General features: G+C 59.3%; 6 protein-coding genes. All 6 read left to right on the top strand.

What is annotated here, in order from left to right; translation table 11 throughout:
- Positions 1–283 precede the first annotated feature (283 nt).
- On the top strand, positions 284–2,239 hold the full coding sequence (locus ABRP66_RS11095) for an alpha/beta hydrolase-fold protein (protein ID WP_349838686.1): 1,956 nt from the start codon (positions 284–286) through the stop codon (positions 2,237–2,239).
- Positions 2,240–2,241: 2 nt separating this feature from the next.
- Positions 2,242–2,769 (top strand): hypothetical protein, encoded by a 528-nt coding sequence (locus ABRP66_RS11090; RefSeq protein WP_349838685.1) that lies wholly within the window; start codon positions 2,242–2,244, stop codon positions 2,767–2,769.
- Positions 2,770–2,802: 33 nt separating this feature from the next.
- Positions 2,803–3,723, top strand: coding sequence for a cutinase family protein (locus ABRP66_RS11085; RefSeq protein ID WP_284783740.1), 921 nt, complete (start codon positions 2,803–2,805; stop codon positions 3,721–3,723).
- Positions 3,724–3,782: 59 nt separating this feature from the next.
- Positions 3,783–5,528, top strand: coding sequence for a FadD32-like long-chain-fatty-acid--AMP ligase (locus ABRP66_RS11080; RefSeq protein ID WP_284783743.1), 1,746 nt, complete (start codon positions 3,783–3,785; stop codon positions 5,526–5,528).
- A 90-nt stretch (positions 5,529–5,618) separates the two neighbouring features.
- Positions 5,619–10,379 (top strand): beta-ketoacyl synthase N-terminal-like domain-containing protein, encoded by a 4,761-nt coding sequence (locus tag ABRP66_RS11075; protein ID WP_349838684.1) that lies wholly within the window; start codon positions 5,619–5,621, stop codon positions 10,377–10,379.
- Positions 10,354–11,910, top strand: coding sequence for an acyl-CoA carboxylase subunit beta (locus ABRP66_RS11070; protein ID WP_284783745.1), 1,557 nt, complete (start codon positions 10,354–10,356; stop codon positions 11,908–11,910). Before ABRP66_RS11075 ends, ABRP66_RS11070 begins: the two co-directional genes overlap by 26 nt.
- The last annotated feature ends 710 nt before the right edge of the window (positions 11,911–12,620 follow it).

Genomic DNA, 12,620 nt, shown 5'->3' with positions numbered 1-12,620 from the left:
CTGAAAAAGAAAAGCAAAAGGAACGCAGACAAACATAACCTGTCCCTGCACAGGGGCAGAGTTACGAATCCTGGGCTCCTTCAAGTGGAACTGCAAACAACGTAATGGGCAGGATCTATCAAGATAAATGGTGATATAACTTTGTACGGCGTGTCAGCCTTCCCAAAGCCTCAAGTTCAACTTAAACTTAAGCGCACAATAGACAGCTCACGCCGCAGGTAGCAGTCCGGAGGAGGGGAACCTTCGGAATGCGGCCGCGGTAAATTTTCAAGGACGTTTACCTATGCGCAAAAACACTTCCCCGGGCAAGGCCCGCAAGGGGCTCGCGGTAGCAGCCATGCCGACCGCCATTGCCGTTGGACTTGCCCTGCTGCCCAATGCCACCGCCCAAAGCTCTCTCGGTGACATGAGCTCTTCTCAGTCAGGCAACGGCAGCAGTCTGTCTGATCACTTTGCGCCCAAGGATCCGCCGGCCCGTACTCCAGTGGAGACCGAATATCCACAGGTGGAGGGCCTGCCGGATGGCGTAAAGATCAACCGTGTGGAGTACCTGTCCAACCGTCACCTGATGGTTTATATCCAGTCCGCAGCCATGCCGGATCACGAGCAGAAGGTGCAGATCCAGCTCGCGCGCGACTGGTATTCGCAGCCGGAGAAGAAGTTCCCAGAGGTATGGGCTCTTGATGGCCTGCGCGCCCGCGATGACGAGTCCGGCTGGACCATTGAGACCAATATCCTCAACCAGTACGCGGACCGCAACGTCAACCTCATTATGCCAGTGGGCGGCGAATCCTCCTTCTACTCCGACTGGCAGCAGCCGGATGCAGGCAAGAACTACAAGTGGGAGACCTTCCTGACCAAGGAATTGGTTCCCATCTTGGATAAGGAATACCGCTCCAACCAGAAGCGTGCGGTCACTGGGCTGTCCATGGGTGGTACCGCGGCGATCAACTTGGCGGAGCGCAACCCCCACCTGTTCGGTTTCGTGGGTTCGTTCTCTGGCTACCTGGATACGACCACCCGCGGCATGCCGCAGGCCATCATGGCCGCGCAGCGCGATGCCGGTGGATTCGATTCCCACAAGATGTGGGGCGAGCCGGGCTCGCAGAACTGGATCGACCACGATCCGAAGCTGGGCATCGAAAACCTCAAGGACATGCAGGTCTATGTCTCTGCCGGTAACGGCAAGGATGACTTTGGCAATGCCACCTCCGTGGCCAAGGGTCAGGCCAGCTTGGCCGGCATGGGGCTCGAGGTCATCTCCCGCATGTCCACCCAGACCTTCGTGGATTACGCGAAGCGCGCCAATGTGGAACCTGTGGTGAAATTCCGCCCCTCCGGCGTGCACAGCTGGGAATTCTGGCAATTTGAGATGCAGAATGCATGGCCGTACATTGCGGATGCCCTCAATATTGACAAGGCCGACCGCGGTGCGAACTGTCAGACCGAAGGCGAGATCGCCAAGGCCACCAAGGAAGGCCGCATCGGTTCCTGCCTGAATAACGAATATGACGTTGCTGATAAGGGCAAGGCACAAGACTTCGAAACTGGTACGGCGTACTGGTCCCCGGAGACCGGTGCGCATGCCCTGTACGGCCGCATTGGCGCCCGCTATGCGGAAATCGGTGGCCCTACCTCTTGGTTGGGCTTCCCGAAGTCCGATGAACTTAAGACGCCAGATGGCAAGGGACGCTACGTGCACTTCGAAAACGGTTCCATTTACTGGAGCCCAGAGACCGGCGCCTGGGAAATCACCGGCGACATGTTTAAGAAGTGGGGCGAGAAGGGCTATGAAGGCGGCGATCTGAAGTACCCGACCGGCCCGGTCAAGAAGGTGGGCGAAGGCTTTACCCAGGAATTCCAAAACGGCGTTTTGACCCGCAACCCGGACGGCAAGAACCAGGTGTCCTTTGGTGCCATTGGCAAAAAGTACAAGGATATGGGCGGTGTCGAATCCCCACTGGGCTTCCCCACGGACGGTGAGAAGAAGGTCAAGGATGGCAATGGCTTCTTCCAGGAATTTGAGCATGGCTCCATCTACTGGTCCCCAGAATCCGGTGCGCACTACATCTTGAAGGGTGCCATCATGGATGAATGGGGTAAGAAGGGCTGGGAACACGGCGAATTTGGCTGGCCCACCTCTGATTACTCCGAAATCGCAGCTGGTGGATTGAAGCAGGAGTTCCAGCACGGAACGATCAGTGAAGTCATGGGCCGCGTACAGGCTGAAAAGAAATAAGCATGCGTAAATTAGCCATCGTAGGAGCGGTCTTATGCCTCGGCTTGGCAGGGTGTGACTCTGCCACCGTGGATAGTGACTCCGGCAATGACACTTCGGTGGCGCCGCTGTCGCGTGAAAAGACCTCCGAAGAATCGACCACGAGCAGCAGCGGGTCTGCATCTAGCAGCGCTTCCTCCTCGGAGGAGCCCTCCGAGTCCAAGCACGATTCCAAGGGCTCCGCTGAGCCGCGGAACGGGTCTGGTTCCGCGAACTCCCCGGAGGACCGTGGTGCCCGCGAGATCTCTGAAATCCCGTCCGCGCAGCTGCCCAAGGAAGAGGCTGCGTATCTGGATTCGTTAAAGGATGCTGGCGTGAACGTCGATGGGGTAGAAGATCAGCTCCTCGGTGCAGGCCAGGGCGCTTGCGGCGATGATGAAATCACTATTCCCGCAGTGGCCGGGCAACTGATTGAGCAGCAACGCTCTGATAAGGACTTTGACGAGCTCACCAAGCTGCTTCAGAACAACGCACGTTCAGCCCTTTGCTAGCTTCCTTTGAGGTTTTCCGGGTACAACTAGTTCATGCGAAAAATCATTACCGTTGTTGCCGTCCTTGCCCTCCTCGTCGTCATCGGCGTGGGGGCGGTGCACTACCTCACGACCTCGGACTCGGCGGGGCCTAGCGCCCCCAAGGAGTCAGAGTCTGCAGCACCACCGGAGCAATCCCAGCCGGATTGGTGCCCGGCCGTGGAGTTTATTTCCGCGCCAGGTACCTGGGAATCCGCGGCCGACGATGATCCCCTCAACCCTTCTGCTAATCCACGCTCGTTCATGCTGTCTATTACGCAGCCGTTGCAGGAGGCTTACGGGGATAATGTAAAGGTGTGGACCCTTCCTTATACTGCGCAATTTAAAAATATCAATGCGCAGGAGGAAATGAGCTACACCGATTCCCGTGATGAGGGCACCGCGAAGATGAATGAGGAGCTGCGCGGCATGCACGATAGCTGCCCACAGACCAAGTTCATTTTGAGCGGTTTTTCCCAAGGCGCGGTCATTGCCGGCGATGTGGCCGATGACATCGGTGGTGGCGAAGGCGTAATCCCCGCAGAAAATATCGCGGGTGTGGCGTTGATTGCAGATGGACGGCGTGAAAACGGCGTGGGCCAAAACCCGGGCCACGAGCTGGGTGGAATCGGCGCCGAGATTGCCTTGGAACCCGTCTCTGGCCTCGTTCAGCCCATCGTGCCTGGAGCGACTATGCGCGGAGCGCGTCCGCACGGCTTTGGAGAGCTTGCGGATAGGACCTTCCAGATCTGTGCTCCCAATGACACCGTGTGTGATGCGCCCACCGGCGTGGGCAATGGTTTGGAACGCGCCAGGGATTTAATCGGGGCCAATGGAGTACACGCGCAGTACGCCGATAACGGCGGCGTGATTGAGGGGACTACTGCGAACCAGTGGGTTGTGGACTGGGCCCACCGTGTCATTGATGCCGTGTAATATGAGGCGCTATAACATCGATATTTTTTAAGACAAAAGCATTTACCAAAGGAGAATCGATGGATTTACAGCAACTCATGGGGAAGTTTTTTGACGCCGAGGGCAATATCGCCCTCCCCGCAGAACTCACCTTGGCAGGCTTGGCCGAGACCCTCTACCAGGCAGACGCGGATACTTCGCAGGTAGTAATGCGACAGTGGCTCTACGGTGAGGAGGACACCGCCCGTGAGCTCAGCCGCCAGGAAATCAATACCCGGATCAAAGTGGTGGCAGCGCGCCTGCAACAAGTTGCAGAACCGGGCACCCGCGTGGCCATTCTGGCAGGCAACTCCCCCGAATACCTCTTTGGTTTCTTAGGCGCGATGTATGCGGGAATGACCCCGATTCCGCTCTATGATCCGAATGAGCCGGGACACGCGGACCACCTCAAGGCGGTCTTTGCTGACTGCGAGCCCCCTATCGTGTTGACCAACCGTGTATCCGCCGCGGCGGTACGCACCTATTTCTCCACTGAGCGGGAGCGCCCGCGCGTCATTTCCATCAATGCGCTGCCTGATTCCTTGGCGGCGTCGTGGAAGCCGGTCGCTGGCGAGGGCGTGGATTCCACCGCCTTCTTGCAGTACACCTCTGGTTCCACGCGCACCCCTGCCGGCGTGGAGCTGAGCAACCGCGCGATTTTGGTGAATGTGCTGCAGATCTTCCGGGCTGTGAACCTGCAGTTCCCGCCGCGCGTGGTGTCGTGGCTGCCGATGCACCACGATATGGGCATCATCTTGGCGCTATTCACCACTATTCTGGGCATCGAATTGGACATGATGACCCCGCGCGACTTCATCCAGCATCCCAATCGGTGGGTGGAGCGCATCAGCCGCCAGCCGGGTGAAGAGAAGAATATCTATACCGCCGTGCCCAATTTCGCCTTGGAATTGGCCGCGCGCTACGGCAAGGACGCGGATTTCTCCAACGTTGATGGAATCCTCATTGGTTCTGAACCGGTGACGGAACCAGCGGTGCAGAAATTCCTAGATACCTTCAGCGTCGAGCGTTCCGTGCTGCGTCCCTCCTATGGTTTGGCGGAAGCAACCCTCATCGTCGCTACCGCACAGGATAAAAAGCGCCCCGTCATTTCCCATTTCAACCGCGAAAAATTGGCGGACGGGCACGCTGTTATTGAGGAAAAGTCAGCTGCAACGGTTGCCTTCGCCTCGAATGGCCAGGGCGTTTCGTTCCAGCACCTTGCCATCGTGGATCCTGAAACCAAGGCCGAGGTCCCAGAGGGCACCATCGGTGAAATCTGGGTGCATGGACAAAATATGGCAACTGGCTATCTCAACCGCCCAGAAGAAACCGCGGCTACCTTCCGCAATACCCTGGGCGAGCGCATTCAGGATGGCCTACCAGAGGATGACTGGTGGATGGCCACCGGCGATCTCGCTACCATCATCGAGGGCGAGCTGTATATCACCGGACGGCTTAAGGATCTCATTGTCATCGCCGGGCGCAATCACTACCCGCAGGATATTGAAGGCACCGTGCAGGACGCATCCGCGCACGTGCGCCCAGATTCCATCGCTGCGTTTGCCGTGGAGGGCGAAAACTCAGAATCCTTGGTGCTCTTGGTGGAGCGCGCCGATGACGCGGATCCGTCCGGCGACGCCGCCGCCAGCGACGCAATTCGCACGGCCGTGACAAAGAATCACGGCATTACCCCGAGCGATATCGTGTGGAAGGCGCCAGGGGAAATTAAGCGCACCTCCTCGCATAAGATTGCCCGCCGCGTGGCGAAAAAGGACTACCAAGCCTAAAGCCGGATTCGGACGTTAAGTTAACAAGGTGACAAAATAGAGCGATATAGGTATTTGTCGTTCTATTAACCCCACTAGGAAAGACGGTTTATGACCATCGAGCAACTTCGTGCATGGCTGCGTGACTGGGTATCCCAGGCCACGGGCGTAGCGGCCACAGAGATTTTAGATTCCACCCCACTGGAAAACTATGGTCTTTCTTCTCGGGATGCCGTAGTGCTGTCGGGCGAATTAGAAAATCTTTTAGGCACGCGGCTCGATGCGACGGTGGCGTATGAGTACCCCACGATTGAGCTTCTAGCCAATCGCTTGCTTAATGAGCCCGCGGGGCGGCACGACGATGCACCGCGCGTGCAGCGCACAGCTCGCGCCGCGCAGGGTTCTGATATTGCAGTGATCGGCTTGTCCGGACGTTTCCCAGGCGCTAAAGATGTGCCGGAATTTTGGACCATGCTCGCTGAATCGCGCGCGGGCACGGGGCCGCTGCCGGTGGGGCGGTGGTCTGAGTACAGCGCCGATCCCGTATTGAGTGAGAAGATCGCGCAGCACAATACCGATGGCGGTTATATCGATGATGTTGCCTCCTTTGATGCGGAGTTCTTCGGCCTATCGCCGCTAGAGGCCGCGAATATGGATCCGCAGCAGCGCATCCTGCTCGAGTTGGTATGGCACGCGTTGGAGAACGCGGGCCTTCCCGCCAATGAGCTGCGCGGCACGCACACGGGCGTGTACATGGGCTCGACCAATAATGATTACGGCATGCTGATTACCGCCGATCCCACGGAGATGCATCCTTATGCGCTCACGGGTAGTTCCTCGGCAATCGTTGCCAACCGCATTTCTTATGCCCTGGATTTCCGCGGCCCGTCCATCAATGTGGATACGGCCTGCTCGTCTTCCTTGGTTGCGGTCGATCATGCAATCAAGGATCTGCGCACCGGCGCCGCCGATGTAGCGCTGGCGGGTGGCGTGAATATCTTGGCTGCCCCGCACGCCTCCACCGCCTTTTCGGAATTGGGCGTTACTTCTCCTACCAGCGCCATTCATGCTTTTTCTGATGACGCCGATGGCATCGTGCGTGCCGATGCCGCCGGTGTTCTGGTGCTCAAGCGCCTGGAGGATGCGGAGGCCGATGGCGATGAAATCCTAGCCGTTCTTAAGGGCTCTGCCGTCAATTCCGATGGTCACTCGAATGGCCTGACCGCACCTAATCCAGAAGCGCAAGAAGACGTGTTGCGCCGTGCCTACGCGGACGCGGGCGTAGCACCCGAGGATGTGGATTATGTGGAGGCCCACGGAACGGGCACCATCTTGGGAGATCCCATCGAGGCTAGCGCGCTCGGTCGCGTGCTGGGTACTGGGCGTGGGATGGAATCGCCCGTCCTCTTGGGCTCTGCCAAGACCAATATCGGCCACTCTGAATCCGCTGCGGGTGTCGTGGGCCTCATCAAGGTCATCGAGGCCATGCGGCACGATATTATCCCGGCGAATATCAATTACTCCGGGCCCAATCGCTATATCGATTTCGTGGGCGAGCGCCTCGAGGTCGTTGAAGACCCGCGCGAGTGGCCGGAATACTCCGGGAAAAAGGTGGCCGGCGTATCGGGCTTTGGCTTTGGCGGCACGAATGCCCACGTCGTCTTGACGGATTACCAGGGCACCCCGCGCACCAGTGATCCGCAGTTGTCCACCGGAACGGTGGCGTTGCCGGTCTCTGGCCTCTTGCCGTCTCGCCGCGCGCGTGCGGCGGGCCTGCTCGCGGATTTCTTAGAGGCAGAGCAGCCAGACTTGGCAGATGTAGCGCGCACGGTCGCGCGCCGCAACCACTCGCGCTCGCGCGCCGTCGTCATGGCTAGCTCGACTGAAGAGGCCATTAAGCGCCTACGCCAGGTGGCTGAGGGCAAGGTGTCTGTTGGCATTGCGGCCGCGGATTCCCCGCAGGTGCAGGGGCCGGTCTTCGTATATTCAGGCTTTGGTTCCCAACACCGCAAGATGGCGAAGGACATGATCGCCCTCTCACCGCTGTTTAGTACGCGGCTGAAAGAACTCGATGCCATCGTGGATTTCGAGTCAGGCTGGTCCATCCTGGGCATCGTTGAAGACGATTCCCAAACTTATGACACGGAAACGGCGCAGGTTGCCATCACCGCCATCCAGATCGCGCTGACGGACCTACTGGCCTCCTTCGGCGTGCGTCCGGCGGGCGTTATGGGCATGTCCATGGGTGAAATCGCCGCGGCCTATGCCGCAGGTGGAATTTCCGCGCGGGATGCGATGATTATTGCCTGCCACCGCGCGCGCTTGATGGGCGAGGGAGAGGCATCGCTAAGCGATGCCGAGCAAGGAGCCATGGCCGTCGTCGAGCTATCCGCCGAAGACATTGCCGCCCTCGATGCATCCATCGAGCCAGCCGTCTATACCGGCCCCGGCATGACCACCGTGGGTGGTCCGCGCCAGGCGGTACTGGAGTTGGTGGAAAAACTCGACGATGAAGGGAAATTCGCCCGCGCCCTCAACGTGAAGGCCGCGGGGCATACCTCTGCCGTCGATCCGATTTTGGGCGAACTCGAAGCAGCCATCGCCGGCATGGAGGCCCGCCCGCTGCATACGACGCTCTTTTCCTCCGTGGATAAGGGCGAGGTCTACCGCCCCGGCACCACCGTCCACGATGAGGATTACTGGCTGCGCATGACCCGCTACCCGGTGTACCTGCAGGACGCTACGGAACAAGCATTTGCCGCAGGGCACACTCAGCTGGTGGAGATTTCGCCGAACCCAGTGGCGCTCATGGGGCTTATGTCTACGGCGTTTGCCGTGGGCAAGGCCGATGCGCAATTGCTGTATAGCTTAAAGCGCAAGGTGGACCCTACCGAGTCTTTGTTGGATTTGTTGAGCAAGCTCTACGTGACGGGAACCCTGGTGAATTTCGCCGCCGTAGTGGGCTCGGGCTCGCAGGCAGAAGCGCCGTACACGCAGTTCAACCGCCAGCGTTTTTGGACCAATGCGCGGCCTTCGGCCGGGGTCTCCGGCCTGCCCGGTAACCGCGTGAACTTGCCGGAGGGCAAGGTAGCCTTTTCCACCAACGCGGATCAGGCCCCGTCCACGCTGGCCATCGTGGAGGCTGCCGCAGAAGCGGTACAGCCTGGGGCACACATCGTGGCCGCGGAGGAACACCGCGATCTCCCGCCGTACGGGGAAATTACTACCGTCGTCACCACGTCCATTGGTGGAATGTCCATTGCCGTCTATAGCGTGCAGGACACGCGCACTGAGCTCTTGGCGGAAGGTTTTGCCTCCGGCCTGGATTTGGGCGCGGGCGCGATCCCTGGGGTGGCGGCGGTGCCAGAGGGCAACGCCGGCACGGAGACGGCTGCCGAGGAGGAGGATGTGGATGCCGTGCGCTGGGATCCACGGCAAGAGACCGTCGAGGACCGCCTGGCGCTTATCGTGTCCGAATCCATGGGCTATGACGTCTCGGATCTCCCGCGCGAGCTGCCGCTGATTGACCTGGGCCTCGATTCCTTGATGGGCATGCGCATTAAAAACCGCGTGGAAAATGACTTCCAGATTCCACCGCTGCAGGTGCAGGCGCTTCGCGATGCCTCCTTGGCAGACGTCATCACCATGGTTGAGGAGGCCGTTGCTGGCGGTCGCTTAGATAACAGTGACGCTAGCGCCGACGCTGCACCGGCGGCTACAGAGTCCGCGCCCGCAGCAGACGAGACTGCGGAGGCCTCAGAGCAGGGCGTGGGCATTGCCCCGCGCGATGCCTCTGAACGCATGGTCTTCGGCACGTGGGCAAGCATTACCGGCAAGGCCCCGGCGGGCGTGACCTCGCCGCTTCCGGAAATCTCCGAGGAAGTGGCAGCACAGATTGCCGAGCGTTTGCGCGAGCGCGCCCACATCGATGTCACCGCGCAGCAGGTCCTCGACGCCGAAGCACTGGAAACCTTGTCTGACCTGGTCCGTGAGGGCCTCGAGACCGAGGTGGAAGGCAATATCCGCGTCCTGCGTGAGGCCGATGGGCCCGCCGTGTTCATGTTCCACCCGGCCGGTGGAACCACGGTTGTCTACCAACCGCTGACTCGCAGGCTGCCAGCGGATGTCGCCGTCTACGGCGTGGAAAGGATTGAGGGCTCCTTAGAAGAGCGAGCCGCCGCTTATATCGAGGACATCGTTCGCTATGCGCGCGGCCGCAAGGTCGTCCTCGGCGGTTGGTCCTTTGGCGGCGCTTTGGCCTACGAGGTGGCCTACCAGCTGGCAGAGCGCAGCAAGCGTGGGGAGGAGAGCGCAGAGGTCGCCTTCATTTCCTTGCTCGATACCACGCAGCCGTCCCACCCGGCACCGGATACGCTGGAGGAAACCCGTGCCCGGTGGGAGCGTTACGCCGCCTTTGCCAAGAAGACCTACGGCCTGGACTTTGAGCCGCCGTACGAGATGCTGGACACCATGGGCGAGGACGCTCTGATGACCATGCTGGCGGAATTCTTGGCCACGACGGATGCCTCCGAACACGGCCTTTCCGCCGGCGTCTTGGAGCACCAGCGCGCGTCCTTTGTGGATAACCAGATTTTGGCCAAGATCGATTTCCACCGCTGGGCCGATGTCAGCGTTCCCGTGCTGCTTTTCCGCTCCGAGCGGATGCATGACGGTGCGATCGAGCTAGAGCCGCGCTACGCTGAGGTTGATCCGGATGGCGGCTGGGGCGTTATCGTTAAGGATCTAGATATTGTGCAGCTGCCCGGTGATCACTTGGCAGTGCCGGACGAGCCAGCCATTGGCACCGTGGGCAAGCATATGAACGATTGGATCGAGGAGAAGATACGTGGCGGCCAAGCAAACAACCGCTGAGAAACTCGCTGACTTGCGCAAGCGCCTAGATGAGGCGCAAGATCCAGGCAGTGAGCGTTCCCGCACACGCCGCGACGAGGCAGGCCGTACCACTCCTCGCCAGCGCATCAACGAGCTCTTGGATGAAGGTTCCTTTGTCGAAACTGGTTCCTTGGGCAAGACTCCGGGTGACCCGGAGGCCATCTATTCCGATGGCGTGGTCACAGGCTATGGCCGCGTATCCGGCCGGCCCGTATGCATCTATGCTCACGATAAGACGGTCTACGGCGGTTCCGTGGGTGTCACCTTTGGCAAGAAGGTCACCGAGATCATGGATATGGCCATCAAGATTGGCTGCCCGGTCATCGGCATCCAAGATTCCGGTGGCGCTCGCATCCAAGATGCGGTGACCTCGCTGGCCATGTACTCCGAAATTGCCCGCCGCCAGCTGCCGCTATCTGGCCGCAGCCCGCAGATTTCCATCATGATGGGTAAATCCGCCGGCGGTGCGGTCTACGCGCCGGTGACCACAGACTTTGTCATCGCGGTGGATGAGGAAGCGGAAATGTATGTCACCGGTCCCAACGTCATCCGTGAGGTTACCGGTGAAGACGTCACCTCCGCTGAGCTCGGCGGCGCCCGCCAGCAGGAGCTGAACGGCAACGTTTCCGCCGTGGTGGATTCTGAGGAAGACGCCTTTGACATGGTGCGCGATATTTTAGATCACCTGCCGCTGACCTGCTTTGATGAATCGCCGACTTTCCCCGCGCCTTCTGATGCCGAAATCACCGAAGACGAGGATCTAAATTCCTTCATGCCGGATGACACCAATGCCGGTTACGACATGATGGACCTGCTCACCCAGCTTGGCGATGACGATGAGATCATCGAAATCCAGGAAAACTTCGCGCCGAATATGATCACCGCCTTTGGCCGCATCGACGGCAAGACGGTGGGTTTTGTGGCCAATAACCCCATGCACTTGGCCGGGTGCATTGATGCCGATGCCGCCGATAAGGGCGCGCGCTTTATCCGCATCTGCGATGCCTACAATGTTCCGCTCGTCTTCGTAGTCGATACGCCGGGCTACCTGCCGGGTGTGGAACAGGAGAAGGTGGGCCTGATTCACCGCGGTGCGAAGTTCGCCTTCGCGGTCGTGGAAGCGACCGTGCCAAAGGTCTCGCTCATCGTGCGCAAGGCCTACGGCGGCGCCTATGCCGTCATGGGGTCGAAGAACTTGAGCGGCGATATTAACTTGGCGTGGCCTACCGCGCAGATCGCCGTCATGGGTGCTGCCGCCGCCGTGGTCATGATTGCGGGAAAGCAGCTTGAGGCCGCCGAGACCCCAGAGCAGCGCGAGATGACCAAGAAGATGTTCATGGACTTCTACGATGAGACCATGACAGCACCCTACGTGGCAGCGGAACGCGGCTACCTCGATGCCATGATTCAGCCAAATCAATCGCGCATTGCCCTGCGCCAGGCGCTGCGGCAATTGGCCACGAAGTCGGCCCATGACCTGCCCAAAAAACACAATATTGCGCCGATGTAACGCGGTTGCATGCCGTCGCGATACCTAAATAAGAGTTTCGTGACAGTTGAAGGAGAATACCTTGTTTGCTTTGTCCAGCGCATTTGACCTGATCGGTGAAATCATCGGCTACGCTTACTGGGCGTACAACCAGTTCGCAGCTGGCCTGCCCATCAACGTGCCGTTCTAAGTTAAGAACTTTTCACACGGATTTAAGGCTCCGAGGCTTTTTAGCCGCGGAGCCTTTTCATGGCCTGGGTTCACTTGAGTTCAGAGGGTCGTTGCAACACTTTTCCTTAGGAGGGTGTTGTTGTGTCTGGGGTTGTTGGCCCTTTTTATTCGTTGTCTGAATCGGATCGTCGTGGCTTGGTTGCCATGGTTGGCAGTGGGCGTAGCGTTCGTTCTGCGGCTGGTGAGCTTGGCTGTCATTACAGGCATGCTCTGAATTTTTGCCATGCCTACGGATTGCCGGTCGTGCATAAAGCCAAACGAGTTGATCGCCGCGGGAGCCAGGCTTTCCAGCTTGTAGATCTCGTCCAAGGCGGATGTTCGGTACGCCAGGCCGCCAAAAGGTGTGGGATGCATCTTACCGCCGCGTATGCCGTCGCTATGGACGCTGGGTGCCATATCCGGTTAAGTCGGTATGTCCGGAAAGTCTGAGGTTACCCTCGTTTAGTGGACACCCTATTAGTACGGATCTTGTGTCCGTAGGAGAGGATGTTCATTGTGAG

This window comes from Corynebacterium sp. KPL2680 (genome assembly GCF_040225675.1).
Classification (GTDB): Bacteria; Actinomycetota; Actinomycetes; order Mycobacteriales; family Mycobacteriaceae; genus Corynebacterium; species Corynebacterium rhinophilum.
This window is presented reverse-complemented; position numbering and strand designations above follow the sequence as displayed.

Coding starts and splice junctions, on each gene's coding strand:
- ABRP66_RS11090 (WP_349838685.1), top strand. CDS start 2,242: ATGCGTAAATTAGCCATCGTAGGAGCGGTCTTATGCCTCGGCTTGGCA.
- ABRP66_RS11085 (WP_284783740.1), top strand. CDS start 2,803: ATGCGAAAAATCATTACCGTTGTTGCCGTCCTTGCCCTCCTCGTCGTC.
- ABRP66_RS11080 (WP_284783743.1), top strand. CDS start 3,783: ATGGATTTACAGCAACTCATGGGGAAGTTTTTTGACGCCGAGGGCAAT.
- ABRP66_RS11095 (WP_349838686.1), top strand. CDS start 284: ATGCGCAAAAACACTTCCCCGGGCAAGGCCCGCAAGGGGCTCGCGGTA.
- ABRP66_RS11075 (WP_349838684.1), top strand. CDS start 5,619: ATGACCATCGAGCAACTTCGTGCATGGCTGCGTGACTGGGTATCCCAG.